General features: G+C 30.0%; 23 protein-coding genes. 16 read left to right on the top strand and 7 right to left on the bottom strand.

Translation table 11 applies throughout. The features are described from left to right. Nucleotides 1-199: 199 nt before the first annotated feature. The 9 genes from miaB (at nt 200) to MHL31_RS14675 (ending at nt 7,924) form a co-directional block, all read left to right on the top strand. Nucleotides 200-1,633: a tRNA (N6-isopentenyl adenosine(37)-C2)-methylthiotransferase MiaB gene (gene miaB / locus MHL31_RS14715; protein WP_240226709.1), complete on the top strand. Its 1,434-nt coding sequence runs from the start codon at nt 200-202 to the stop codon at nt 1,631-1,633. A 2-nt stretch (nt 1,634-1,635) separates the two neighbouring features. Beyond that, the gene (locus MHL31_RS14710; protein WP_240226708.1) at nt 1,636-2,877 is read left to right on the top strand and encodes a sigma 54-interacting transcriptional regulator; all 1,242 of its coding nucleotides are present in this window, start codon (nt 1,636-1,638) and stop codon (nt 2,875-2,877) included. Between the two features lie 172 nt (nt 2,878-3,049). Beyond that, complete coding sequence (locus MHL31_RS14705) at nt 3,050-3,556, top strand: LptE family protein (protein ID WP_240226707.1); 507 nt, start codon at nt 3,050-3,052, stop codon at nt 3,554-3,556. 5 nt (nt 3,557-3,561) lie between these two features. Further along, entirely contained in the window at nt 3,562-4,332 is a 771-nt protein-coding gene (locus MHL31_RS14700) for a hypothetical protein (RefSeq protein WP_240226706.1), read from the top strand. After that, entirely contained in the window at nt 4,329-4,679 is a 351-nt protein-coding gene (secG, locus tag MHL31_RS14695; RefSeq protein WP_240226705.1) for a preprotein translocase subunit SecG, read from the top strand. The genes MHL31_RS14700 and secG overlap by 4 nt, the downstream gene beginning before the upstream one ends. A gap of 160 nt (nt 4,680-4,839) precedes the next feature. Further along, nucleotides 4,840-5,118: a co-chaperone GroES gene (groES, locus tag MHL31_RS14690; RefSeq protein WP_240226704.1), complete on the top strand. Its 279-nt coding sequence runs from the start codon at nt 4,840-4,842 to the stop codon at nt 5,116-5,118. Nucleotides 5,119-5,175: 57 nt separating this feature from the next. After that, on the top strand, nt 5,176-5,529 hold the full coding sequence (locus MHL31_RS14685; protein WP_240226703.1) for a four helix bundle protein: 354 nt from the start codon (nt 5,176-5,178) through the stop codon (nt 5,527-5,529). Between the two features lie 46 nt (nt 5,530-5,575). After that, a complete protein-coding gene (gene groL, locus MHL31_RS14680; RefSeq protein ID WP_240226702.1) occupies nt 5,576-7,213 on the top strand; it encodes a chaperonin GroEL in 1,638 nt (545 codons plus the stop codon). A gap of 141 nt (nt 7,214-7,354) precedes the next feature. After that, nucleotides 7,355-7,924, top strand: coding sequence for an adenine phosphoribosyltransferase (locus MHL31_RS14675; protein WP_240226701.1), 570 nt, complete (start codon nt 7,355-7,357; stop codon nt 7,922-7,924). Between the two features lie 1,435 nt (nt 7,925-9,359). On the opposite strand, the gene MHL31_RS14670 is transcribed toward MHL31_RS14675, so the two are convergent. Together MHL31_RS14670 and MHL31_RS14665 are read right to left on the bottom strand one after the other, a co-directional pair. Beyond that, entirely contained in the window at nt 9,360-12,038 is a 2,679-nt protein-coding gene (locus MHL31_RS14670) for a carboxypeptidase regulatory-like domain-containing protein (RefSeq protein WP_240226700.1), read from the bottom strand. A gap of 108 nt (nt 12,039-12,146) precedes the next feature. Continuing rightward, the gene (locus MHL31_RS14665) at nt 12,147-13,031 is read right to left on the bottom strand and encodes a GLPGLI family protein (RefSeq protein ID WP_240226699.1); all 885 of its coding nucleotides are present in this window, start codon (nt 13,029-13,031) and stop codon (nt 12,147-12,149) included. Between the two features lie 125 nt (nt 13,032-13,156). On the opposite strand from MHL31_RS14665, the gene MHL31_RS14660 reads away from it, so the two are divergent. The 3 genes from MHL31_RS14660 (at nt 13,157) to MHL31_RS14650 (ending at nt 16,172) form a co-directional block, all read left to right on the top strand. Continuing rightward, a complete protein-coding gene (locus tag MHL31_RS14660; RefSeq protein WP_240226698.1) occupies nt 13,157-14,629 on the top strand; it encodes a sensor histidine kinase KdpD in 1,473 nt (490 codons plus the stop codon). Next, nucleotides 14,622-15,302, top strand: coding sequence for a response regulator transcription factor (locus MHL31_RS14655; RefSeq protein WP_240226697.1), 681 nt, complete (start codon nt 14,622-14,624; stop codon nt 15,300-15,302). Before MHL31_RS14660 ends, MHL31_RS14655 begins: the two co-directional genes overlap by 8 nt. Nucleotides 15,303-15,557: 255 nt before the next feature. Beyond that, a complete protein-coding gene (locus MHL31_RS14650) occupies nt 15,558-16,172 on the top strand; it encodes a deoxynucleoside kinase (protein ID WP_240226696.1) in 615 nt (204 codons plus the stop codon). Nucleotides 16,173-16,304: 132 nt separating this feature from the next. Here the strand turns inward: MHL31_RS14650 and pckA are convergent, their stop codons facing one another. Both pckA and MHL31_RS14640 read right to left on the bottom strand, forming a co-directional pair. After that, nucleotides 16,305-17,924: a phosphoenolpyruvate carboxykinase (ATP) gene (gene pckA / locus MHL31_RS14645; protein WP_240226695.1), complete on the bottom strand. Its 1,620-nt coding sequence runs from the start codon at nt 17,922-17,924 to the stop codon at nt 16,305-16,307. A gap of 322 nt (nt 17,925-18,246) precedes the next feature. Next, nucleotides 18,247-18,615: a DUF423 domain-containing protein gene (locus MHL31_RS14640; protein WP_240226694.1), complete on the bottom strand. Its 369-nt coding sequence runs from the start codon at nt 18,613-18,615 to the stop codon at nt 18,247-18,249. Between the two features lie 135 nt (nt 18,616-18,750). Here MHL31_RS14640 and MHL31_RS14635 point away from each other — a divergent pair, with 135 nt between their 5' ends. The 3 genes from MHL31_RS14635 (at nt 18,751) to MHL31_RS14625 (ending at nt 20,971) form a co-directional block, all read left to right on the top strand. Next, complete coding sequence (locus MHL31_RS14635; protein ID WP_240226693.1) at nt 18,751-18,984, top strand: putative signal transducing protein; 234 nt, start codon at nt 18,751-18,753, stop codon at nt 18,982-18,984. A gap of 27 nt (nt 18,985-19,011) precedes the next feature. Continuing rightward, entirely contained in the window at nt 19,012-20,382 is a 1,371-nt protein-coding gene (locus MHL31_RS14630) for a saccharopine dehydrogenase family protein (protein WP_240226692.1), read from the top strand. A gap of 121 nt (nt 20,383-20,503) precedes the next feature. After that, nucleotides 20,504-20,971 carry a hypothetical protein gene (locus MHL31_RS14625; RefSeq protein WP_240226691.1) on the top strand — a complete coding sequence of 156 codons (468 nt, stop codon included), beginning with the start codon at nt 20,504-20,506 and terminating at the stop codon, nt 20,969-20,971. 35 nt (nt 20,972-21,006) lie between these two features. Here the strand turns inward: MHL31_RS14625 and MHL31_RS14620 are convergent, their stop codons facing one another. The 3 genes from MHL31_RS14620 to MHL31_RS14610 form a co-directional block, all read right to left on the bottom strand. After that, nucleotides 21,007-21,723: a tRNA1(Val) (adenine(37)-N6)-methyltransferase gene (locus MHL31_RS14620; RefSeq protein WP_240226690.1), complete on the bottom strand. Its 717-nt coding sequence runs from the start codon at nt 21,721-21,723 to the stop codon at nt 21,007-21,009. Between the two features lie 65 nt (nt 21,724-21,788). Then, nucleotides 21,789-23,969: a multiheme c-type cytochrome gene (locus MHL31_RS14615; RefSeq protein WP_240226689.1), complete on the bottom strand. Its 2,181-nt coding sequence runs from the start codon at nt 23,967-23,969 to the stop codon at nt 21,789-21,791. Between the two features lie 259 nt (nt 23,970-24,228). Then, nucleotides 24,229-25,107: a LysR family transcriptional regulator gene (locus MHL31_RS14610; protein WP_240226688.1), complete on the bottom strand. Its 879-nt coding sequence runs from the start codon at nt 25,105-25,107 to the stop codon at nt 24,229-24,231. A gap of 81 nt (nt 25,108-25,188) precedes the next feature. Here MHL31_RS14610 and hutH point away from each other — a divergent pair, with 81 nt between their 5' ends. Beyond that, complete coding sequence (gene hutH / locus MHL31_RS14605) at nt 25,189-26,736, top strand: histidine ammonia-lyase (RefSeq protein ID WP_240228906.1); 1,548 nt, start codon at nt 25,189-25,191, stop codon at nt 26,734-26,736. Nucleotides 26,737-26,813 lie beyond the last annotated feature (77 nt).

Raw genomic sequence — 26,813 nt, 5'->3', positions numbered from 1 at the left:
CATGACGGTTTTATTTTGATGTAGGTTAAAAAAACAAATACTGAACTGTTTTTTAGTTTGAAAATCGAAAGTTAGAAAGTTAACTTTAGACTTGCTACTTTCACATCCTAAAACCAATTCTAAAGCGATTGTTAAAATTATGACAATATGTCATATCTTCAAAAAATTGGTTATATCTTTGCAATCCAATAGAAAAATTATGGGTAGCGAAAAAGTTATAGAAGAAAAAAAACAAGGTCAAGCGCTTTTAACAGATCAGAAAGAAGGAAATCATAAAAAACTATTTATAGAAAGTTATGGTTGCCAAATGAATTTAAATGATACTGAAATTGTAGCTTCAATACTTTCTGAAGAAGGTTACAATACTACGCATTTGCTTGAAGAAGCCGATTTAGTATTGGTAAATACTTGTTCTATTAGAGAAAAAGCAGAACAAACTGTACGTAAACGTCTAGAAAAATACAATGCCGTTAAAAAAATAAATCCCGCTATGAAAGTTGGTGTATTGGGTTGTATGGCTGAACGTTTAAAGTCTAAATTTTTAGAAGAAGAAAAAATTGTTGATTTGGTGGTTGGACCAGATGCTTATAAAGATTTACCTAATTTATTAGCCGAAGTAAATGCAGGAAGAGATGCCGTAAATGTAATTTTATCTAAAGAAGAAACATATGGCGATATTTCTCCGGTAAGATTAAACAGCAATGGTGTTTCTGCCTTTGTATCAATAACCAGAGGATGCGACAATATGTGTACATTTTGTGTAGTTCCTTTTACACGAGGTAGAGAACGTAGCCGAGATCCAAAAAGTATTTTAGAAGAAATTCGTGAATTAGTTGCTAAAAACTATAAAGAAATTACACTACTAGGACAAAATGTAGATAGTTACCTTTGGTATGGTGGTGGCTTAAAAAAAGATTTTAAAAACGCCTCTGAAATTGCAAAAGCTACCGCTGTAGATTTTGCGCAATTATTAGATTTAGCTGCTACAGAATTTCCAAAAACACGTTTTCGTTTTTCTACATCTAACCCACAAGATATGAGTTTAGATGTAATATATACTATGGCAAAACACGAAAACATTTGTAAATACATTCACCTACCTGTACAATCTGGAAGTACTAGTGTTTTAAAAAGAATGAACAGACAACACACCCGTGAAGAGTATATAGAATTAATAGACAATATTAGAAAAATAGTACCAGAATGTGCTTTATCTCAAGATATGATCGCTGGTTTTTGTGGTGAAACAGAAGAAGAACATCAAGACACCTTAAGTTTAATGGAATATGTAAAATACGACTTTGGTTTTATGTTTGCATACTCTGAAAGACCAGGAACTCCTGCTGAAAAGAGAATGGAAGACGATGTTGATTTAGCTGTTAAAAAAAGAAGGTTGAATGAAATTATTCAACTTCAAAGAGCACACGGAAATTACCGAATGGAACAATTTATTGGTAAAACCGTTGAAGTTTTAATTGAAGGAACTTCAAAAAAATCGGATGCACATTGGAAAGGACGAAATTCTCAAAATGCAATGGTTATTTTTCCTAAAGGAGAAGAACAAGTTGGGGATTTTGTTCATATCTTAGTAGAAAATTGCACATCTGCAACACTATTAGGAAAAAGAGTATAGTTATGGAATCATTACAAGCAATAAAACAACGTTTTGGAATTATTGGAAACGACCTGCTACTAAACAGGTCATTAGAAAAAGCAATTCGAGTTGCTCCAACTGATATTTCTGTTTTGGTAACTGGTGAAAGTGGTGTTGGAAAAGAAAATATACCAAAAATAATTCACGCATTATCACATAGAAAACATGCAAAATATATTGCTGTAAACTGTGGAGCAATTCCTGAAGGAACCATAGATAGTGAACTTTTCGGACACGAAAAAGGCGCTTTTACTGGTGCAACTACAACGCGTAAAGGTTATTTTGAAGTTGCCGATGGCGGAACTATTTTTTTAGATGAAGTTGGAGAATTACCCCTAACAACACAAGTTCGTTTATTACGTGTGTTAGAAAACGGTGAATTTATTAAAGTAGGATCTTCTCAAGTTCAAAAAACCGATGTACGTATTGTTGCTGCAACTAATTTAAAAATGCACCAAGCTATATCTAAAGGTAAATTTAGAGAAGATTTATATTATAGGTTAAGCACAATTGAAATTAACCTACCTCCTTTAAGAGACCGCTTAAGCGACATACACTTACTATTTAGAAAATTTGCATCAGATTTTGCTCAAAAATACAAAATGCCAACAGTAAGGTTGGCAGATGATGCAATAAAAATTCTAAATAACTATGGATTTCCAGGTAATATTAGACAGTTAAAAAACATTGCAGAACAAATCTCTGTTGTAGAAGAAAACAGACTTATTACTGGGCATAAAATTTTAGAATATTTACCTAGTAAAGGCACTAATTTACCTTCTGTTGTAAATGAAGAAAAATCTAAAAGCGATTTTGCTTCAGAACGAGAAATTATGTATAAAATTTTGTTTGATATGCGTAATGATATCAACGATTTAAAAAAATTAACACTCGATTTATTAAAAGGAAACGACAGCAGTAAGGTACAAGAAGAAAATAAACATCTAATTCAAAAAATTTATAAAGATAAACCTATCGATAAACCGGAAGAGAATCACGTAGAAGTTGTTAGAATTAATGAAAATTACGCTAATATAGAAGAAGATGATTATCCGTTTACCGAAACTATTGATGCAGATGAAAGCTTATCTATTCAAGACAAAGAAATAGAATTGATAAAAAAATCGTTAGAACGTAACAATGGTAAACGAAAATTAGCTGCAAAAGAATTAGGAATTTCAGAAAGAACACTGTATCGTAAAATAAAACAATACGATTTATAGTTAATAATAATTATATTTGAAATTGAGTTTTGTCATTCCTGTAAAAACAGGAAAACATACTAAGTATTAGTAAATTCCTAACTGTACAAGAATGACAAGATTCATAAAAAGTTTACAAAAAACCAAAGTTCTGCACTAATATTGCAGAATTTTACCTTTAACTTAAAAATAAATGAAAAAACTTAGCTCACTAATACTATTTCTATCCTTAATAACTTACCAAAGTTGTGGAATTTACTCGTTTACAGGAACAAATATAAGTCCTGATGTAAAAACTGTACAAATAGATTATTTTCCAAATGAAGCTATTTTAGTAGAGCCTAGTTTAAGTCAGGTATTTACAACCGAACTTAGAGATTTATTTGATACTCAAACAAACCTAACATCGGTTAATTCTGGAGGTCATTTACAATTTGAAGGTGAAATTACCGGTTATAAAATTAACCCAATGACAGCTACTGCGGAACAAACAGCAGCACAAAACAGGTTAACAATTACAGTAAATGTTCGTTTTTACAATAATAAAAATGAAGATGATAATTTTGAAAAGACTTTCTCTCATTACTACGATTATGATGCAAATACACAATTAATTGGAAGTGCCTTAGATGATGCTTTTGATGAAATTATTGAACGTATAGCGCAAGATATTTTTAACGCTTCTGTAGCAAAATGGTAACAAATATGAACACCACTGAATTTATATCATTAATGCAAAATACAGCTACTATTGATGCTGCTAAAACAGCAGAATTAGAAGCTATAATTAATGAATACCCTTATTTTCAGTTGGCTAGAGCCATTCAATTAAAAGGCTTAAACAATACCAATAGCTTTAAATACAACCAGGCGTTAAAAAAAACCGCTGCATATACCGTAGATCGATCGGTGCTTTTTAATTTTATTACGACTCAAAATTTTGAAAAAAACACCGTTACAGCACCAATTGTAAAAAAAGATGTTGACGTAATTCCAACACCAATAGTAAAAGAAACTCCTAAAAAAACAATTGAAACACCCAAGTCTAAACCACCTAAAAAAACAAGTTCAGAAGTTTTAGAAATTGGAAAACCGCTAAAATTTAAAAATACAGAGCCCCATTCTTTTAATGAATGGATGCAATTAATTGCTCAAAAACCAATTAATAGAACAGAAGTTTCAGAAAAAAAGACGGCTAAAAGCAATAAAATAAGTTTAATAGATAAATTTATTGAAGCAAAACCAAAAATAAAACCCGTTAACAAAAACACTGTAAATCAAGACATTTCACCTGAAAGTACTTCAGAAAATGAGAGTTTAATGACCGAGACTTTAGCAAAAGTGTATCTTGAACAACAAAAATTTGAAAATGCAATAAAAGCCTATCGCATTTTAAGTTTGAAATATCCAGAAAAAAGTGGTTTCTTTGCAGACCAAATCAAAGCAATAAAAAATTTACAAATAAATAAGTCATGACAACGTATACAATATTTTTAGGTCTGATTATGATCGTAGCACTTTTGCTAATCTTAATTATAATGGTTCAAAACCCAAAAGGTGGAGGATTATCTTCTTCTTTTGGAGGTGGTGGAACACAATCTTTAGGAGGTGTGCAAAATACAACTAGCTTTTTAGATAAAAGTACTTGGACACTTTCAATTATTCTTTTAGCACTTATACTATTATCAAACTTTGCTGCGCCAAAAACACATGCAATTGATACAACATCAGAAATTGAAAATACTATTGAGAATCGTGAAATACAAGATGCTCCAGCAGCTTTACCTGTAGAAACACCTACAACTCAAGATACAGTTCAATAAAAAATACTTTTAAAAATTTAAAAATGCCAATGTGTGTGACACGTTGGCATTTTTTTTATGCCTAAATTTTTATGCAAAAGTACATTTGTCAGTTTATATATATTGGCACACTTTTAGACTATTCTAAACATAGAATTAATAAATTTAAACAAAATATAAAATGAGTAAAATTAACATCAAACCATTAGCAGATAGAGTTTTAATAGAACCTCTACCTGCAGAGACTACAACAGCTTCAGGTTTAATTATACCAGATTCAGCAAAAGAAAAGCAACAAAAAGGAACTGTTTTAGCAGTTGGTAACGGTACAAAAGACGAACCAATGACTGTAAAAGTTGGGGATACTGTTTTGTATGGTAAATATGCTGGTACTGAACTTGTTTTAGAAGGAAGTGAATATCTAATAATGAGAGAAAGCGATATTTTAGCAATTGTATAAAACAAGCTTTAGGCTTTAGGCTCTATGCTTTAAGCCAGATGTAGTACGCTTTAAGCTATGAGAGATTTTAAAAAATATGAAATTTGGAAATTAAGTCATAAACTTACTTTAGACATTTACGAACTAACGAATGATTACCCTAAAAATGAAATTTATGGGTTAACTTCTCAAATTAGACGTGCTTGTTCATCGATTCCTACAAATATTTCAGAAGGATGTGGTAGAGATTCTGATGCCGAATTCAATAGATTTTTAACCATAGCTTTAGGTTCTGCAAATGAAACAGAATATTTAATTATTCTTTCAAAAGATTTGAATTATATAACAGAAGAAAAGTCTGTCTATTTATTAAAGCAAATAAACTTAATAAAAAGAAAAACATATCAATTAAAACAAAAACTAATAGCATAAGGCTTATGGCTTAAAGCCTATAGCTTTTGCAAAAAAACAAAATAAAATGGCAAAAGAAATAATTTTTGATATTGAAGCACGTGACGGATTAAAACGTGGTGTAGATGCTTTAGCAAACGCTGTTAAAGTAACTTTAGGTCCTAAAGGAAGAAACGTAGTAATTGGTAAATCTTTCGGAGGTCCATCAATAACAAAAGATGGTGTATCGGTTGCAAAAGAAATAGAATTAGAAGACCCTCTTGAAAATATGGGTGCTCAAATGGTTAAAGAAGTAGCTTCAAAAACCAACGATTTAGCTGGTGACGGAACTACAACTGCAACTGTATTAGCTCAAGCAATTGTAAAAGAAGGCTTAAAAAATGTTGCTGCAGGTGCAAACCCATTAGATTTAAAACGTGGAATAGACAAAGCAGTGGAAGCTATTGTTAGTGATTTAAGAGAACAATCTCAAGAAGTTGGTAACAAATCTGAAAAAATAAAACAAGTTGCATCTATTTCAGCAAATAACGATGAAACTATTGGTGATTTAATTGCACAAGCTTTTGAAAAAGTTGGAAAAGAAGGTGTAATTACAGTTGAAGAAGCAAAAGGAACCGCTACTTATGTAGATATTGTTGAAGGTATGCAATTTGATAGAGGTTACCTATCTCCTTACTTTGTAACCAATGCAGATAAAATGTTAACAGATTTAGAAAATCCTTACATTTTATTATTCGATAAAAAAATAACAAATCTTAAAGATTTATTACCAATTTTAGAACCAGTTGCACAAAGTGGAAAACCTTTATTAATTATTGCTGAAGATGTTGAAGGTGAAGCTTTAGCTACATTAGTAATGAATAAATTACGTGGAGCTCTTAAAATTGCTGCTGTAAAAGCTCCTGGTTTTGGAGATAGAAGAAAAGCAATGTTAGAAGATGTTGCTATATTAACTGGTGGTACTGTAATTTCTGAAGAAAGAGGCTTAACGCTAGAAAAAACAACTTTAGAAATGTTAGGTTCTGCTGAAAGAGTTACTATTGATAAAGACAATACTACTATTGTAAATGGTGCTGGTGAAGCTGATTTAATTAAAGCGCGTGTTTCTCAAATTAAAGCGCAAATTGAAACTACAACTTCAGACTACGATAAAGAAAAACTACAAGAACGCTTAGCTAAATTAGCTGGTGGTGTTGCTGTTTTATATGTGGGTGCTGCTAGTGAAGTTGAAATGAAAGAGAAAAAAGATAGAGTTGATGATGCATTACACGCAACACGTGCTGCTGTTGAAGAAGGAATTGTTGCTGGTGGTGGAGTTGCTCTAGTAAGAACTATTGAAGTATTAAAATCTATTACTACAGATAGTTTAGATGAAGTAACTGGTATTAAAATTTTAGCACGTGCTATTGAAGAACCATTACGTCAAATTGTTGAAAACGCAGGTGGTGAAGGTTCTGTAGTTGTTGCTAAGGTTGCTGAAGGTAAAGGAGATTTTGGTTACAATGCCAAAACTGAAGAATACACAGAAATGCTAAAAGCTGGAATTATTGATCCTACAAAAGTAACTCGTATTGCTTTAGAAAATGCAGCTTCTGTTGCTGGTATGATTTTAACAACAGCTTGTACTTTAGTTGATATTAAAGAAGATGCTCCTGCTGGTGCTGCTATGCCTCCAATGGGTGGTGGAATGCCAGGAATGATGTAATAAAACACAATCATAAATTTATAAAAAAGGCTGTTTAGAAAATTTTCTAAACAGCCTTTTATTTTAAACCTAAATTTAAACCCCGTTTACAACAAATTTAGTACTTTTAAAGTTTCAAAATCATAAATTTTTCTAATGAATATGGAACACATATCAACTATTGAAGATTGTAGAAAATTATTAAAAAAAGAAATTAAAACGTTTCCAGATTGGCCAGAGAAAGGTGTAAATTTTAAAGATGTACAAAGTATTTTATACAAACCAGAATTAGCAGTACTTACATCGCATTATCTACAAGAATTATTACCAAAACAAAATACTGATTACTTATTCAATAAAATTTTATGTTTTGATGCTAGAGGTTTTTTATTTGGATTTGATTTAGCAAAAGCTGCTAAAGCTCCTATGATATTAGCCAGAAAACCAGGGAAATTACCTGGTAAAGTTATAACTCAAACTTTTAAAAAAGAATATGGCTTGGATGAAATTCAAGTACAAGACGGTTTAATTAAACCTGGAGATAAAGTTTTAATACACGACGATTTATTAGCTACAGGTGGTACTGCTGCAGCTGCTGCCGAAATTATTTTAAAATGTGGTGCTGAAATTGCTGGTTTTAATTTTATAATGGATTTATCTTTTTTACCAGGAAGAAAAGTACTTCAAAAGTATGTTGATAATAGCAATATAAAAGCTTTATTAATATTTTAGTATTTACTTACTTATCACTTTTTTATTTTATTATTAGTGTTCGTGAACCTGCGGTTTCAGCATCTGCTTCTACCGTACGTCATGCTGAATTTATTTCAGCATCTTTCACTAATAAACCAAAATCATGTTTCTAGTTAACATCATAAGATCCCGAATCGAGTTCGGGATGACGAGAGGTATAAGATGACGTTACTTTAAAACCCGTCATTGCGAGGACGTGTTGTAATGCAATGAAAACACAACTGCGGCAATCTGTTACTTAAAACCTTAATTAAAATAACCTCGTCATGCTGAACTCGATTACTCACTATTCCTTTTTATTTTATTAGAGGAGTTCGTGAATCTGCGGTTTCAGGATCTGCTTGTAATGTACGTCATGCTGAATTTATTTCAGCATCTGTCACAAGTAAACCTAAATCATGTTTCTAGTTAACATCATAAGATCCCGAATCGAGTTCGGGATGACGAGAGGTTTAGGATGTCGTTACTTTAAAACCCGTCATTGCGAGGGCGTGTTGTAATGCAATGAAAACACAACTGCGGCAATCTGTTACTTAAAACCTTAATTAAAATAACCTCGTCATGCTGAATTTATTTACTCACTATCCTTTTTATTTTATTAGAGGAGTTCGTGAACCTACGGTTTCAGCATCTGCTTGTAATGTACGTCATGCTGAATTTATTTCAGCATCTGTCACAAGTAAACCTAAATCATGTTTCTAGCTAACATCATAAAATCCCGAGCGGAGCTAATCAAGTTCGGGATGACGTTCTTTCACTTCGTCATGCTGAACTTGATTACTCACTATGCTGTTTTATTTTATTATTAGTGTTCGTGAATCTGCGGTTTCAGGATCTGTCCCTAAAGAACCCCAATCATCATTTAGTTAAGTTCATGAGATCCCGAATCAAGTTCAGGATGACGAATGTAAAACGTCCTATGAAAATTTAAGTAGTAATCTGAGGAAGTGAAGCAACGAGAGTAAGCCAAAGAGCGTAGCGGTCTGGCGTCGACTGCGGAACTTCTGTAAGATTCAATTAAATTATCATCAGACTAGATTTTTTTGTTTAGCTCACCTATTTATTATTTATTAGGAGTTCGTGAATCTCCTATCGTCGATTTCGTTTTTTCATCGATGGAAAAAATGAAAAATAAGATAAAAAGAGAGTATATAATTCTTTTAACTATTATCATGAGATCCCGAATCGAGTTCGGGATGACGGACAGAGCTAAACAAGTTCGGAATGACGAATTTAAAAACGTCCTATGAAAATTTAAATGGCAATCTAAAGAAGTGAAGCAAAGGAAGTAAGCTAAAAAAGGATAAAGCGTTAAGAACATGTTCAATAAACATATTCTTAACGCTTTATCTCGTAATGAAGAACTTATTAAAATTCGCCATTACAATGTAACAACCTATTAATTAAAATTTAGTTACAAATTATATTTTACAGAAAACATCCAAAGTCTTGGTTGAATAAAATACAACGAAGTTGAATTACTATCTGAAATCTCATTATAGCTATCTGTATTCATAGAAGTATTGTCTGTTAAATTACTTGCAGAAATTTTAAACTCCCATTTACTATTTTGTTGTTGGTAGTATAAATTTGCATTTAAAAACGAGTATTCATTATTAGTTTCGCTACTAGAACTTTCAAAAGTATTTTTATAATTATAATAGCTGTAATCTGCCGTTAAAATAAAGTTTTTTAAGAAACTAACCTCAATATTTGCAAAAGGTCTGTCTGTTTCACTATTAGAACTTGAATAATCTGAAAATGATTTTTGATACCCAATTTCAAAATTTGGAGCATTTTTAAATTTTGTAGCAATACTAGCTTGGTAATTGTGAGATAATGATTCTGATTTTATCATTTCATCATTTACAATATTGTTAAATATTGAATTAGATACATTTGCAGAAAAATTTGTTTTAAGCTTGTTATATGTTTTTCCATATCTAAATGATGCCGAAAAAGTTTCGTCTGCTAAATTTGAATTTACTGGGTACGAAATTCTATCAATCTCAATTAACTCGGTATTATTTTTAATACTATTTTCTTTTTTAGTATAATTTATAGAAGCATTAATATTGGTAAAAGAGAACATACTAAAGCTAAAATAACTTAAAGAGTATTTATGATACAAAGCACTTTCTAAATCTCTATTTCCACGTGTTAATGAATTGTAGCTGTTTAAAAAATAACCTTCAGAAATATTATCAATATCTGTAAATTGTGTAGTAATAGCATAATTAAAACGTAAACTTTCAGATGATTTAAATTGTAAACTCGCATACACATCTGGTAATACTTTGGTTGTATTTACTTTATTTTCTGTACCTAACTGTGTATCTTTTGTAATGTATTGATGTAAAGTTACCCCTGGATTAAAAGTAAAAATTCCAGAAACCATTTTATAATGCACTCCTAAAAACAGATCCGTAAAATTATATACAACATCGTTAGTTAATTGTGGATCGTTAAATTCTAGTGTAGTTCCATCATCTAAATTTTGAGAAATATATGAATCTAAATTTTGGTGACTTAATGTAGTTCCTAAAGAAATATTAATATTACTTTTTGGAGTTAGTAAATAGTAATAATCGAATTTTGCATCAAACTTACTTGTCGTAATTTTTTTATCTTGAATTATATCAAAGAAACTTTCAGCATCTGAAGTTGGTAATACTAAAAACGGTTGTAAAGTAGCAATAGAATTGTATAAAGGCTTATCTTTTTGATACAGATGTTGCATTTCTGCAGAAAAAATATTTTTATCGTCTATTGTATAATACAAGTTAAAATTCTGGTTTAAAGAAGCTGGTTTTTCTTCTTTATAAGTATCTGCACTTCTACTTGTTGAAGTTACATCTTGAAATTCTGTTTGTTCAGAAATTTTACCAAAAATATCATAATCAATATGTACACTTGTAGTTGGTTTATAGGTAGTACTAAACTTTAACAATCCTAATTTACTGTTTTGTAACGCATTTTTTTCAGAAGATTCGGTTAAGTTTAAATTGTTATAAACTGTATTTGAAGTGGTAAACAAATCTGTTTCAGATTGATTAACAATTGCAAAGCCATTAAAATCTAAATTTTTGTTTGGAGACAAACCAAAGTTTAACGCTCCAAATTTTGATGTAATTTCTTGAGCTCTATTATTTTGAGTAGTCATAAAACCTAAACCACCAGAAGAAACATTAAAACTTGTTCCACTGCCACTTACAGCGCCACGTAAACCACCAGTAAATCTAAAATAATCTTGTCTGGTAAAAGGTGCCTCTCCAATATTATTAAAATCGGCTAACAGGTTTATACTTTTATCTGGGCTATAATAAAATAATTTAGGTTTTGCTATGTATTTGTCATTTTCACCTACTCCTGCGTTTACTTCACCAAACCAAAATTTATTTTTCCCTTTTTTCAATTTAATATTTATAGCAATATTATCTTCGTTATTAGTAACACCGCGCATTCCTGCCACTTCATTGTAATTTTTTAACACTTGTATTTTATCAATAGCACTTGCTGGAATATTTTGAGTTGCTAATTTAGAATCTCCATCGAAAAAGGCTTTTCCTTCAACCAATATTTTCTGTACTTTTTTACCTTCAACCTCAACTTCTCCATTGTCGTCTATATCTACACCAGGCAACTTTTCAAGTACATCTTCTAATTTTTTTTCTGTACCAGTTGTAAACGAGTCTGAATTGTATACAATGGTATCGCCAACAATTTTTACAGGCATTTCGTAAGTAATTTCAACGGTACTTAACGACTCGCTTGACTCTTTTAAAACAAAATCTTTTGTAAAACTATCGGTGGTATTATTTGTATTAATTTCAAAGTCTTGAGTATCAAAGCCAAGGTAGCTAACTTTAAGTGTATAAGCTTCATTCTGTTCTAAAGCTAGCCTATAATTCCCTTTAGCGTCTGTTATTGAATACGATTGTAAAAATTTTGTACCTTTTTTAAATGCAATAACATTTGCCATTTCTAAGGGTTCACCTGCTTCATTTTTTATGATTCCTTCTAACTTAATATTTTGTGCTATCACAAAAAAGGGAGCTGCCATAAAAATAAGCAGGCTTATATATTTTTTCATTTGTAATTGTTTTATTTATTTTGAATTGTTTTGGCTTGTATACACCTATAGTTTTTAAAAATTTATCAAATCTTATTTCAAGATTGATAGCTACCTTTTAATATGTTTTTATCCTCTTCTTCTACCGCCTGATTGACCACCTTTTTGACGTTCATTTCTAAAACGCTCTTCCATTTCTTTCATTTTTTCCGCAATAATTTTATCGTATTCTGCTTGAGAAACTTCTTTTCCTTTTTTTGGTTCTTTAATCTCAATTTTATCTTTAGGGTTGATTACTATTTTAGTACATAAAATATTGGTATTTCCATAAGATACTTCTAAAATTAAACCTGGTAATCCCCAAAAATCTGAAGGACCTTGACTTACTGGAATATTTAACGCATACCAAGCAGTTACAACAACCTCTTCTGTTTTAGGAGCTTCTTCTTTTGTAGCTTCTTCTTCCTCTTGACCTCTATTATTTTGACCAGGGCCTCCTCTTCTACCAAATTTGATTTCTGGCCTTACAGGAATTTCAATAGTAGTTGTTGCTTTAAAACACATATTTTCACCAATCATTTTGGTTTCTTGCTCCATCTTCCATTCATAATCTTTTAAAACATCTTTTATTAAAAAGTTTTTACCACTAAATTCACTCTCTTTTACAACTGTTTTAGTTTGCGTGTTTTTATAGTAATCTCCTGTAGTACCACCTCCAAAAGCACCGATACGAAAACCTCCTCTTCCACCTCCAGCGGATTGGTCTAACATTACTTCTTCTTTATAAATTGATGCTGTTTTGTCAAATGTTAATTCAAACGTTTTTTCTAACTGACTTTTCATTCTGTCCTGCATCATTTTTATTCTATCAGCAGGAATTCCACTGTTTTCAAAATCTATATCTAACGTAGTTTTAGTTTGATAAATAGCTTTACCTTGAAAATCTTGTGCAAACCCAACAGCACTTATAAACAGCATTAAAACTGTGATACTTTTTAAAAGAATTGATTTCATTATTTATAAATTTTAGTGTTATTTTAAGTACAAATATAATTACATATAGAATATTCTAAAGTTAATTAATGTTAACTACTGTTAACTGATTGGGATAATATACTTTATGTACTTAACTTTGATTTATGGAAAAGCAAAATTACAAGTATGTAGTTTATTTTATTGGCGCAACAATTTTAGTTACAATTGCAGCCCAAGTTTATTGGAACTATAAAGAATACCAAACAAATAAAAAAAATTTAATTAGTAAAGTGCAACTGAGTTTAGACAATTCGGTAGAAAGGTACTTTGCTAATATTACTAAATCTGGAATTATAACATACGCCTCTACAGATACTTTAAATTCTGTAAATAAAATAGACACCATTGTTGTAAAAACAAACTCGCGTTACGGATTCAAAAAAAAAATTGACAGTACGCTACAAAACTTAATTAAAAAAGATAGCAGTAAACCATTATTACTAAAAAATCATGATTATGGCCAGTACCCTTTCTTTACAAGTGATAAAAATTTTCCAAAAAATATAGATAGTTTAATTTCTAAAGTCTTTATTTCTATTTCTAGAGATACATTAGATTTAGAAAAATTAGATAGTTATTTAGTAGAAGAGTTTAAACGTAATAATATTGAAGTTACCTATGGTTTAAAATACAAATATTATAAGAAAAATTACTCTAAAGGCGGTATACCTCCAAAAACCATAGATTTTAAACTCGAAAATTTTCCTAAAAAACATTTAACCGCAACCTCTAAATCTACTTTTTTACCACATAAAAGTAATTTAAAATTATTTTTTACTAACGAAACACGACTGCTTTTAGAAAAATCATACATTAGTATATTACTCTCACTTTTACTATCTTTAAGCGTTATTGCAAGTTTAGTATATTTACTAAAAACAATATACAAACAAAAGCAACTTGCAGAAGTAAAAAACGATTTGATAAACAATATAACGCACGAGTTTAAAACACCGATTGCAACCATTTCAACTGCTTTAGAAGCAATGAAAAACTTTAATGCATTAGACGATAAAGTAAAATCGGAAAAATATATTGGCATTGCCAATTATCAGGTACAAAAACTCCATACTATGGTTGAAAAAATATTGGAAACTGCTTCTATAAATAACGAAAACTTAGTTTTAACGAAAGAAAACACTAATATTGCCGAATTAATTGAAGATGTAGTTGAAAAATTCCAGTTAATAAATACCGATAAACTAATAAGTTTTCATAATAATTGTGAAAACACAACCTTAAACTTAGACTCTTTTCATTTTGAAAATGCTATTGGAAATATTATAGACAATGCTATTAAATATGGAGGAGATAAAATTTCAGTAACTTTGTCCTCTAAAGCATCTAAGATTATTATTGTCATAAAAGACAATGGTAACGGAATTCATAAAACACAAAAAGATAAAGTTTTTGAACAATTTTATAGAATTCCAACAGGAAATACGCACAATGTAAAAGGATTTGGAATTGGCTTGTATTACACAAAAAATATTATTGAAAAACACGGCGGAACTATTGATATTATTTACGACAAAAAAAACAATACCTTATTTAAAATTGAACTTTTAAATGCCTAAAACAATAAAAATACTATTAGCAGAAGATGAACCTTCTTTAGGACAAATTATTAAAGAAAGTTTAGAAACTCGTAATTTTGAAGTATTGCTTTGTGCAGATGGAGAAGAAGCATATACTACCTATAAATCTGAAAAACCTTTACTGTTGGTTTTGGACATTATGATGCCCAAAAAAGATGGTTTTACTCTAGCAGAAGACATACGAAAAGAAGATCAAGATATTCCTATTATTTTTTTAACAGCAAAATCTTTAACCGAAGATGTTGTTAAAGGTTTTAATTTAGGAGGTAACGATTATTTAAAAAAACCTTTTAGTATGGAAGAACTTATTGTTAGAATTAATGCTCTTTTAAAACGAAACAAAAGCAACGATACTACAGAACCTATACAACTTGGAAAATTTATTTTCGATTTAAAAAAACAAACCCTACAGTTTGATTCTCATATAGAAAACCTAACACATAGAGAAGCGCACTTACTTCACAATTTAGCAAAAAATAAGAATCAAATTTTAGATCGTTCAATTATTCTAAAGAAATTATGGGGTGATGATGATTTTTTTAACGCAAGAAGTATGGATGTTTTTATAACAAAACTTCGAAAAAAACTAAAACTAGACCCTACAATCCAAATAATTAATGTGAGAGGCTATGGTTATAAGCTAATTTATTAAACAGCTACAATTTATTTTTATTGAAAAAAACACCTAATATTAAAATAAAAAGTCTTTGGCTTACCACTGCTTATAAATTTAATTAAACTTCTGTTTTTAAGTACATAGATTGTTAAATATGTATATAAATTTACATTTTATACATCTCCTTTTTAAGCATTAAGTTACAAACTACCTTTTAAATTTAAATTGGCATTGCTAATTCATAAAAAAATTAAGTATTTTAGCTTTTTAATTTTTATATAAAAAACTATTATGCACGTAGCCATTGCTGGTAATATAGGAGCAGGTAAAACCACTCTAACCAAACTCTTAGCAAAACATTACAATTGGGAACCACACTTTGAGTCTGTAGAAGAAAATCCTTATTTAGATGATTTTTACGGAGAAATGGAACGTTGGTCTTTTAATTTACAAGTTTATTTTTTAAATAGTAGATTTCGCCAAATATTAGAAATTCGAGAAAGCGGTAAAAACATAATTCAAGATAGAACTATTTATGAAGATGCCCGCATTTTTGCTCCAAACCTACATGCTATGGGCTTAATGCCTAATAGAGATTACCAAAATTACGATTCTCTTTTTGAACTTATGGAACGTTTGGTAACACCTCCAGATTTATTAATTTATTTAAGAGCTTCTATTCAAACTTTAGTAGGTCAAATACATAAAAGAGGTAGAGACTATGAAAATTCTATTAGTATAGACTATTTAAGTAGGCTAAACGAACGTTATGAGGCTTGGATTACAAAATACACCAAAGGGAAATTATTAATTATTGATGTTGACAATTTAGACTTTGTTAGCAATCCTGAAGATTTAGGGTCTATAATTGATAAAATTGATGCTCAAATAAACGGTTTATTTTAAAGCCAGGTTCAATTTAAATTTTAATAGACCGTAGCAATATAACTAGTTATTTCTAATAAAATATTTTAAAATATTTTACCATAAAAAAAGCTCGCCAATGGCGAGCTTTTTAATTCTATAACAGTTTGTTTATTATATTTGTGGACCTGCTGCTACTAAAGCTTTTCCTTCTTCATTATCTGTATATTTTTCGAAGTTTTCGATAAATAAACCAGCTAATTTAGTTGCTTTTGTTTCCCATTCAGATGCATCTTCATATGTATCTCTAGGGTCTAAAATTTCAGTATGTACTCCTGGTAAAGAAGTTGGTACTTCTAAGTTGAAAATTGGAATATTTTTAGTTTCTGCTCTTTCTATAGAACCATCTAAAATAGCATTGATAATTCCTCTAGTATCTTTAATAGAAATACGTTTTCCTGATCCGTTCCATCCTGTGTTTACTAAATAAGCTTCTGCTCCGTTAGCTTCCATTTTTTTCACTAATTCTTGACCGTATTTTGTTGGGTGTAACGATAAGAAAGCAGCTCCGAAACAAGCAGAGAATGTTGGAGTTGGTTCAGTAATACCTCTTTCAGTACCTGCTAATTTAGCTGTAAATCCAGATAAGAAGTGGTATTTAGTTTGTTCTGGAGTTAATTTAGAAACTGGAGGTAATGTTCCAAATGCATCAGCAGATAAGAAAATTACTTTTTTAGCAGCTCCAGCTTTTGAAGGAACAGCAATGTTTTCAATATGATTAATTGGGTAAGAAACACGTGTGTTTTGAGTTACAGAATCATCTGTAAAATCAATTTTACCATCTTCATCAACAGTTACATTTTCTAAAAGAGCGTTACGTTTAATTGCTCCATAAATTTCTGGCTCAGCATCTTTATCTAAGTTAATTGTTTTTGCGTAACAACCACCTTCAAAGTTAAATACACCTGCATCATCCCATCCGTGCTCATCATCACCAATTAACTGACGGCTAGCATCTGTAGATAACGTAGTTTTACCTGTTCCTGATAAACCAAAGAAAATTGCAGTATCACCATCTTTACCAACATTAGCAGAACAGTGCATTGCAGCCATACCTTTTAATGGTAAATAGTAGTTCATCATTGCAAAAATTCCTTTTTTCATTTCACCACCGTACCAAGATCCACCAATAACTTGCATTTTCTCAGTTAAGTTAAATACTGTAAATACTTCAGAATTTAATCCATGCTCTTTCCAGTTAGGGTTTTTTGTTTTAGAACCATTTAATACTGTAAAATCAGGCTCTCCATATGTTTCAAGTTCTTCAGCTGTTGGTCTAATAAACATATTAGTTACAAAATGAGCTTGCCAAGCAACTTCCACTACAAAACGTACTTTTAATCTTGAATCTTCATTAGCACCACAAAAAGTATCAACTACAAATAATCTTTTTCCATCTAATTCTTCAACAACTAATGCTTTTAAATCATTCCAAACAGCTTGTGTAGTTGGTTTGTTATCATTAGGAGCTTGAGGTGAATTCCACCACATAGTATCTTTTGTAATATCATCCTTTACAATAAATTTATCTTTAGGAGAACGACCTGTAAATTTACCAGTCATTACATTAACAGCATCTAATTCTGTTAATTGAGCTTTTTCGAAACCTTCTAAAGAAGGATCCATTTCAGCTTCAAATAATTCTTCATAAGAAGGATTGTAAATAATTTCGTTCTTTTTTGTTAAGCCAATATTTTTTAAAGCTTCTACAACTGAGTCTCTTAATACTTGCATTTTCGTTGTGTTTTTATTTTATTATTATATTCAATTTTATCATTTATTTCTTTAACAAATTTACAAATAATTAGAAGTACTAGCTTATGACATATATCAGTAAAAAAAACCTATTTACTAAAACGTTTTCAATTACTTAAATACTGATTATCAAATACTTACTTCCAGATGTCTTTTTACTGTTTTAGCGAAAACGTTTTCAAAAAACAGTAAAAAAAATCGTGTATTTCTAATTTATACTTTATAATACAAAAAAAACTTCTTTATAAAAAAACAACGCTCTTATAAAGAAGCTATTTTATAATTTTTTTAACATTAATAATTACTTTGTTTTATAAAAAGATACTGCCATTTTAAGCCAGCCTACAATAAACAACATACCGCCTAAAGGAGTAATAAACCAAATACTTTTAGCACTTACACCAAATGTTATTGCATATATTGATCCGGAGAAAAAAAGAATTCCAAGAAAAAAGAATAAACTGATACTATTTTTTGTTTTAGTATTAAATACATTGTAAGTATTAACAAACAATAAAGCCAATACATGAAACATTTGATACCGCACACCTGTTTCAAAACTTTTAAGTTGAGTTATAGTTAAAGTTTCTTGTAAACTATGCGCTCCAAAGGCTCCTAAAATAATTGTAAATGCTCCAATAACAGCTGTAAGTATTAAATTTTTATTCATTTTATTAAAATCTTAACAGTCAAATTTAAAAATTATGATGCTTTCAAATATAATATTCTTATCTTTAAATAAGATATCTATAATGTTAAGAATATTATAATAGATTGACTTTTTATTAATTTAAAATTAAAAATCATGGAAAACTCATCAGAATCATTAGTTACCGTTTTAACAGCTAGTTTAATTCATGAAATTCATATAGCAAAAGCAGTGCTTGCTAATGAAGGTATTGAAAGTTATATTATTGACCAAAACATTGCAACATCAATAGGTACAGCTTTTGTTGAAGGCTATAAACTTAAAGTTAACAGCTTAGATTTAGAAAAAGCTAAAAAAGTTTTAGATGAAATAGCTACTTCTGAAGAATAAAATAACTTTAAAGCAGTACAACAAGTTATGCGGAACATATTAATAATAGGAGCAGGTAAATCCTCAGCATCCTTAATACACTATTTGTTAAATAAATCAGTTTCTGAAAATTTGCATATAATTGTTGCTGATGTTTCTTTAGAACAAGCAAAAGCTAAAATTCAAGAACATACAAATGGCACAGCCATTGCCTTGGATATTTTTAACAATACAGAAAGAGCTACAGCTATAAAAAAAGCTAGTATTGTAATTTCTATGCTTCCTGCACATTTGCATATTAATATTGCAAAAGATTGTTTAAAATATGGTAAAAGTATGGTTACGGCTTCTTATATTTCTGAAGAAATGCAAGCACTAGATACTGCTGTAAAAAATAAAGGAATCACTTTTTTAAATGAAATAGGATTAGACCCTGGTGTAGATCATATGAGTGCTATGCAAGTGATTGATCGCATAACCGAAAAAGGTGGTAAAATGTTACTTTTTGAATCTTTCTGCGGTGGTTTAGTAGCGCCTGAGAGCGATGATAACTTATGGAACTATAAATTCACTTGGAATCCTAGAAATGTAGTATTAGCAGGTCAAGGAGGTGTTTCTAAATTTATTCAAGAAGGAACATACAAATATATACCGTATCATAAATTATTTAGACGTACAGAACTCTTAAAAATTGATGACTACGGAAAGTTTGAAGCCTATGCAAACAGAGATTCTTTAAAATATAGAAGTATTTATGGTTTAGAAGATATTTTAACTTTATACAGAGGAACAATTAGGCGTGTTGGGTTTTCTAAAGCTTGGAATATTTTTGTGCAATTAGGAATGACTGACGACAGCTATACGATTGAAAATTCTGAAACTATGAGTTATAGAGAATTTACCAATTCGTTTTTAGCATACAACCCAAATGATTCTGTTGAATTAAAACTTAGACATTATCTAAAAATTGATCAAGATGATATTCTTTGGGAAAAATTATTAGAACTCAATCTTTTTGATGCTAACAAAAAAGTAGGATTAAAAAATGCTACTCCTGCACAAATTCTTGAAAAAATATTAAAAGACAGTTGGACTTTAAAAGCGAACGACAAAGATATGATTGTTATGCAGCACCTTTTTGGATACCAACTAAATGGAAAAAAACAACAAATTGAAAGTAGTATGGTATGCATTGGAGACAACCAAACCTATACTGCGATGGCAAAAACTGTTGGTTTACCTGTTGCTATTGCAGCTTTAAAAATACTAAACAAACAAATAAAAGCAACAGGAGTTATTATACCAGTTAAAAAAACTATTTACGAGCCTATTTTAAAAGAACTTGAAAAAAACGGCATAGTATTTAAGCACAAAAACACAGCGTATTTAGGATACAATCCAGAAAGCATAATAGGATAGTTTTTTCTATTTTGATTAAAAAAAGCACACCTATTAAAATAATTCTTTGTAATTTTAAATACAGCTTGTTATTACTGATACTATTCACATTATTTTATATGTAATGAATCTTTAAATTATAATGAAACCTTCTAAAAAGAAATACCTACTTTATGAAAGTATACTTGCCATATTAATTATAATTACGCCTTTTTTACTCTATTTTCATTTATTAATTCCAAATGATATTTCAGAATACGATACCATTTTTGGAACAATTAAAGCCGGGTATTTTCAAACAATTGAAATGTATGTTTTTTGGATATTCAACAAATTCACCCCACTTTTTTTATTCATATTATTATACATTACTCATAATAAATGGTGGAGTCATACACTAATAATTCCAATAGCTACATATTTATTTCAGCTAATTTCGGTTCTAAATGATAATTTAGATTATTTTGATGAAACAGAATTTATTTACACCATTCCAATAGTGGTTGTAGTTATGGTACCTTTATATTACCTAAGAAAAAACATTGCAATTTATATAGCTGCAACTAATTTAAAAAAAGAAATGGACGACAAAATAAGTAAAACCCCTTAAAACTGTTTATAATAGTAGGGTTTTTAATAAAAAAACTACATTTTTAAATAAAAATCTTGCACTAGTTTTATATAATCGTCGGTATATTTATGGCGTTCAATTTCAATAATTAACTCATTTTTTTCAATAGCTTTTTCTTCAAAAGAAAATTGTAATAAACTGCGTTTTATTTTTGAGGTTTCAGTTCCTTTTACCTGGGTAATTCGGTTTGGAAACAACTTAAATTCAGCAGCAATTTTAACAAAATTAGCTTCCTCATTAAAAGGAATTATAAATGCACAACTTCCGTTTTTTGATAGTAATTTAGAAACACCTTGCAACAATTCTCTATAGCTTAATGTTGCTGTATGCCTCGCCATTGCTCTTTCACTTTCTAGCTCTTTATACGTTGAGGTATAAAACGGCGGGTTAGAAACTATTAAATCGTATGTATCTTCAATTTCTTCTGCAAATTCTTGTAGTGATGCATGGTAACAAAATAGACGATCTCCCCAATCACTCTCTTCAAAATTAGCAACAGTTTGCTCATAAGCATCTGTATTTAACTCCACTGCATCAATTAATTCTGCATTGCTTTTTTGAGCTAGCATTAAGGCAATTAATCCGGTTCCTGCTCCAATATCTAAAATACTAAAAGTACTAGCATCTACAGTTACCCAAGCACCTAACAAAACACCGTCTGTTCCAACCTTCATTGCTGTTTTATCTTGTTGAATAGAAAACTGCTTAAATTGAAATGGTTTATTAGACATATTAAATATGGTTTTTATAAAACAAGCTACTAAATTCTGAAAATACGTTTAAAATACCCGCTAATTTACTGCTCTAAACTTTTTAAAATATTTGCATAATCTGTATTATCCGGTGCTATTTTTAATAACTCTAAACAAGTAGCTTTAGCTTTGGAATTTTGCTCTAAATTTAATTCACCTAACAATTTAACGTATAACAATCTTTCTGTATTTGGAAAAAATTCCAATCCAGAATTAATAATTTCTAAAGATTTTTTATTATCTCCTGCCTTTTGAAGCATTAATGCATAATTATAAAATACACTTGAATTTCTAGGTTCTTTTTTAGCTGCTAGCTCTAAATATTCCATAGATTTATCGGTATCTCCGGTTTCATTATATAACAAGCCTAGCATATAATACGACGAACTAAATTCTGGTTCTTGTTCTACTACTTTTAAATAAAGAGCTTCACTTTCTTTAACTCTACCAATTTGGTAGTAAATTAATGCTAAATTCATTCTAGACATATTAAAATAATTATCTATTTCAATAGCTCTTTCATAATGTTTTATAGCATCTTCGGTATTATTTTTAGATTGATAGTAAATTGCTTTTTGATGATTTCCAGAGGCAAAATCTAAATTATAATTTAAGTCTTTTAAATATTCTTTTGTTGCATTTTTATAAGCTACATCTTCTAACCTATCTATACCAAGTAAATTAAAATACCTTGCTGCAGAAATTCGCACCAAACGTATAGAATCGTTTAATAAAGGCGCTATATTACTTGAAAACTCAGGACTTCTAGTTGTTTCTAATGCTTTTACTGTTTCGTTTCTAACCAATGCAGAAGAATCTTTTAAATACTTAAGCAACTTATTTACATCTTCGCGCGTCACTTGATGTGTCATATATTGATTTATAGCTGTTGCTCTTGCAATTTCAGGATAATTTGTATTGCTAAATAATGTTTCATACCCTTCTTTATTGTTATGAAAACCTTCTAAAAGATGATCTGAAAAATGATCTGCACGTTCTTCGCCATATTTTTCTCTTATAAAATCTGCTGCCCATTTTGCACTTTTATCTGTATGGCAAGAATTACAAGCATTTGGTGTTCCGTATTTTTCTGTTTGATCTGGTCTTGGGTTTCTAAAACTATGATCTCTTCTAAAATCATTTCCCATATAAATTCTACCAGTCATATGACAATTTATACATTGCGATGCTTCTGTATTTACTTCGTGATAATGATGCTCTGGAGTATTATAACTAGGAACATGGCAGGTTAAACAAAGGTTATTTCCTTGTATTTTTAACTCCATAGAATGTACATCGTGACAATCTCTACACGAAATTCCTTCAGAATACATTTTACTTTGCATAAAAGATGCATACACATAATCTTCATCTCTAATTTGCCCATCAACAAAATAAGTTGGATCTGTTAATAGCTGTGGGTTATAATGATCTAAAAAATGACCTTCATAATTATAATAATCTGTAAATTGAGATCTTCTAGAATGACAACGAGCACATTGTTGCACTAAATCTTCAGAACTTAAACCGGTACCCATATGCATTTTTGGAGGAGTTCCTGTTAGTTCTTTTTCGTAAAACTCAACATGTGAACTAGATGGTCCGTGGCAAGCTTCACAACTTACATTTATTTCACTAAAACTAGTAGTATAAGTATCTGTTTCACTTTCATAATTTTTATGAACATTTGTTGAGTGACAATCTGCACACATATTATTCCAGTTCATAGAACCACCAGTCCAATGCATCCATTCTTCATTGGCAATATCTAAATCTGGCTGTAAATGATACCATTTATTTTCTACGGAATCCCAAGCTGTAATTAAACAATGAAATTTTCCATTTTCTAACTTTACAATGTATTGTTGTAAAGGAGTAACCCCAAAAGTGTAAATTATTTTATAATCACGGTATGTTCCATCTGAACCTTCTGTATTTACATAATAATCTCCATCTTTTTTAAAAAAAGTACTTTTTACGTTTTTATGTGTAAAAATGGCATTATCAAAATCCCCTAAAATTGCATGTTCCCCCGCAAATTTCATTGCTTGATCGTGATGAGAACCTTCCCAACTATCGTATTCTTGTTGATGACATTCTTTACAACTAATTGAACCTACAAATGTGGAAGCTTCGGTAGGTGTTGTTACTGCACTGTATTTTTCATTAGTATTGCACCCATAAACAGCTAATATTAGAAGTAAATAAATCAATTGTTTGTGCATTAGTAACAAGAATTGTTTTAACATGTAGAAGGTCTTTAAACTTAAAAAATTTATTATCAGATAAATAACTTTAAAATAGGGTTATAAATATGACTTTTTACAAAAGGTTAAAAATAAGAAAATTTAAATTTATAACCAGCTTATATTGGAGTATTTTGTATTTTTTTGTACCACCAACTTAGTCTTATTTTTTCTCTATAAAATAAATAAACGTTAAAAGTACATTTATTTAATCAATTAACTTTTAAAATACATTTTTTTAAATAAATTCTAAAATTTTAGCTAAAACAGGATTGCTATTATTTTTGCTCCACACAGCAGATAAATTTGTACGTTGCGGAATTTTTTTTAATTCAATAAATTTAACATTTGTAGTGTTTCCAATTTGTAATGAACTCGGTACAATTGAGATTCCAAAATTATGCTCTACCAATTTATAAATTGAAGAAGCATGTATAGTTCTGTGTGAAACTATTGGAGTAAAACCACAATAGTCAAAAATTTGCATTATTTTTTGATAATAATTAGAACTATAAGAAGGGTCGAACATAATAAATGCTTCATCTCTTAATTGAGATAAATCTGTAAAATTTCCTGAATTCAAAGTATGATTTGCAGGTAAAACTAACGAAAAAGTATCTTCTTCAATTGGCGTAATTTCTATATCGTTTGGAACACGTTCTAGCCTTACAAAGCCAATATCAATTTCTTGGGTTTGCAAATTATCTAACTGTTTTTGATTGTCCATTTCCTTTAAATTAAAATGAATATTCGGACATTCATTTCTAATTTTAACCAATAAATTTGGAATAATATGTTGCATTGCAGAACCCACATATCCAAAATTTAAATTGCCATCTACACCCTCATGTATCCTTTTTGTAGTATTTAAAATAGTATCTAATACTTTCAAATGTTTACTTACTTCCTTTTGAAGGTACTCCCCTGCTTTGGTTAAAGTTACATTTCTATTATTCCTTTCAAATAAAGCAACCCCTAAATCTGCTTCTAATTGTTTAATTTGCCTGCTTAATCCTGGCTGAGAAATAAACAACTTATCTGCCGCTCTTCTAAAGTGCAATTCTTCTGCTACTGCTAAAAAATAATTAAGATGACGTATTTCTATTTGATAACTCATAGTTATTAATTATATACAACAATAGTATTGTTAGGCATCAAATATAATGGTAAATTTGTGAATATAAAACCTTTAATCGATATGTTTAACTACGGAATAGATGTACTTACAGTTGGAAAAGCGCTACAAATTTTAAATGGCGAACTTAAAGCTACATTGACAAATAAAGCTTTGACAAAAATTGAAAATTGTCATAATATTGTTTTAAAAACTTCTCAAAAAGACAAAGCTGTATATGGTATAAATACAGGCTTTGGACCTTTATGTGACACCCGAATTTCAAAAGATAAAACCAGCGAGCTACAACGTAAAATATTACTAAGCCATGCTGTTGGCGTTGGAAAACCAATAGCAATAGATTTAGCAAAATTAATGTTAATTTTAAAAGTACACTCGCTTTCTCAAGGCTATTCAGGAATATCTTCAACCGTATTAAATCGTATTTTATGGCATATCGAAAATGATGTAATTCCTATGGTACCTGAACAAGGTTCTGTTGGAGCATCGGGAGATTTATGTCCGTTAGCACATTTGTTTTTACCGTTAATTGGAGAAGGAAAAGTATATTATAAAAATGACCTTTTAGATACATCCGTTGTTTTAAAGAAATTTAATTTAAAACCAATTAATTTACATCCAAAAGCTGGTTTAGCCTTAATAAATGGCACACAATTTATACTATCTCATGCTGTTTTTGTAGTCGATAAATTATACAAGTGTTTATCGCATGCCGATTTAATAGGCAGTTTAATGATTGAAGGTTTAATGGGTTCTCAAACACCTTTTTACAAAGAATTACACCAAACAAGACCTTATAAAGGAAATATTCATGTAGCAGCAAGAATGCGCTCTTTTTTAAGAGATTCTGAAATTGGAAATTCACATAAAAATTGTGGAAAAGTTCAAGATCCTTATTCTATGCGCTGTATTCCTCAAGTACATGGAAGTTCTAGAAATGCTTGGTTACATTTAAAAGAAGTTGTTGAAACAGAACTGAACTCGGTTACCGACAATCCTGTTATAATTTCAGAAGATTTAATTATTAGCGGTGGAAGTTTTCACGGACAACCTCTAGCAATGCCGTTAGATTATGCCTGCTTAGCTGCTGCTGAGTTAGGAAGTATTTCAGACAGAAGAACCTATTTGTCTTTAGGAGGAAAATATGATGGTACACCGCGTTTATTAATAAAAGATTCGGGGTTAAATTCTGGATTTATGATTTTACAATACACAACAGCTGCCTTAGTAAGTGAAAACAAAGGCTTGTGTTTCCCAGCAAGTGCCGATAGTATACCAACATCATTAGGACAAGAAGACCATGTAAGTATGGGATCTATTTCTGGAAGAAAAGCCTTAAGAGTACTCAATAATTTAGAAAAAATACTAGCAATTGAAATGCTATGTGCTGCACAAGCCTTTGATTTTAGAAAACCGTTACATTCTAGTAAAATATTAGATAAAGTCCACCAACTTATTCGCTCTAATATAGAACATACAACCGAAGATCGTGTGTTTGCTAAGGATATTGAAAAAGCTATTAACATTCTAAAATCTAATAAACTGTTAGAAATTACATCAGAAATAAATCATTCGTATAGCGAGTTTGATACTGAGTTTGAAACGTATTAAAAAAGTTTAGCACTCTAACTAAATTCAAAATCAATTCAGACATAAAAAGCGCTAAATAAAAAACTTGTGAAAATTAA

This window comes from Lutibacter sp. A80 (genome assembly GCF_022429645.1).
Lineage (GTDB): Bacteria > Bacteroidota > Bacteroidia > Flavobacteriales > Flavobacteriaceae > Lutibacter.
This window is presented reverse-complemented; position numbering and strand designations above follow the sequence as displayed.

Coding starts and splice junctions, on each gene's coding strand:
- MHL31_RS14660 (WP_240226698.1), top strand. CDS start 13,157: ATGGAAAAGCAAAATTACAAGTATGTAGTTTATTTTATTGGCGCAACA.
- MHL31_RS14635 (WP_240226693.1), top strand. CDS start 18,751: ATGGAAAACTCATCAGAATCATTAGTTACCGTTTTAACAGCTAGTTTA.
- MHL31_RS14630 (WP_240226692.1), top strand. CDS start 19,012: ATGCGGAACATATTAATAATAGGAGCAGGTAAATCCTCAGCATCCTTA.
- groES (WP_240226704.1), top strand. CDS start 4,840: ATGAGTAAAATTAACATCAAACCATTAGCAGATAGAGTTTTAATAGAA.
- MHL31_RS14655 (WP_240226697.1), top strand. CDS start 14,622: ATGCCTAAAACAATAAAAATACTATTAGCAGAAGATGAACCTTCTTTA.
- hutH (WP_240228906.1), top strand. CDS start 25,189: ATGTTTAACTACGGAATAGATGTACTTACAGTTGGAAAAGCGCTACAA.
- MHL31_RS14675 (WP_240226701.1), top strand. CDS start 7,355: ATGGAACACATATCAACTATTGAAGATTGTAGAAAATTATTAAAAAAA.
- MHL31_RS14670 (WP_240226700.1), bottom strand. CDS start 12,038: ATGAAAAAATATATAAGCCTGCTTATTTTTATGGCAGCTCCCTTTTTT.
- MHL31_RS14710 (WP_240226708.1), top strand. CDS start 1,636: ATGGAATCATTACAAGCAATAAAACAACGTTTTGGAATTATTGGAAAC.
- MHL31_RS14640 (WP_240226694.1), bottom strand. CDS start 18,615: ATGAATAAAAATTTAATACTTACAGCTGTTATTGGAGCATTTACAATT.
- MHL31_RS14610 (WP_240226688.1), bottom strand. CDS start 25,107: ATGAGTTATCAAATAGAAATACGTCATCTTAATTATTTTTTAGCAGTA.
- MHL31_RS14620 (WP_240226690.1), bottom strand. CDS start 21,723: ATGTCTAATAAACCATTTCAATTTAAGCAGTTTTCTATTCAACAAGAT.
- MHL31_RS14650 (WP_240226696.1), top strand. CDS start 15,558: ATGCACGTAGCCATTGCTGGTAATATAGGAGCAGGTAAAACCACTCTA.
- MHL31_RS14615 (WP_240226689.1), bottom strand. CDS start 23,969: ATGCACAAACAATTGATTTATTTACTTCTAATATTAGCTGTTTATGGG.
- MHL31_RS14705 (WP_240226707.1), top strand. CDS start 3,050: ATGAAAAAACTTAGCTCACTAATACTATTTCTATCCTTAATAACTTAC.
- pckA (WP_240226695.1), bottom strand. CDS start 17,924: ATGCAAGTATTAAGAGACTCAGTTGTAGAAGCTTTAAAAAATATTGGC.
- MHL31_RS14625 (WP_240226691.1), top strand. CDS start 20,504: ATGAAACCTTCTAAAAAGAAATACCTACTTTATGAAAGTATACTTGCC.
- MHL31_RS14700 (WP_240226706.1), top strand. CDS start 3,562: ATGAACACCACTGAATTTATATCATTAATGCAAAATACAGCTACTATT.
- secG (WP_240226705.1), top strand. CDS start 4,329: ATGACAACGTATACAATATTTTTAGGTCTGATTATGATCGTAGCACTT.
- MHL31_RS14685 (WP_240226703.1), top strand. CDS start 5,176: ATGAGAGATTTTAAAAAATATGAAATTTGGAAATTAAGTCATAAACTT.
- miaB (WP_240226709.1), top strand. CDS start 200: ATGGGTAGCGAAAAAGTTATAGAAGAAAAAAAACAAGGTCAAGCGCTT.
- MHL31_RS14665 (WP_240226699.1), bottom strand. CDS start 13,031: ATGAAATCAATTCTTTTAAAAAGTATCACAGTTTTAATGCTGTTTATA.
- groL (WP_240226702.1), top strand. CDS start 5,576: ATGGCAAAAGAAATAATTTTTGATATTGAAGCACGTGACGGATTAAAA.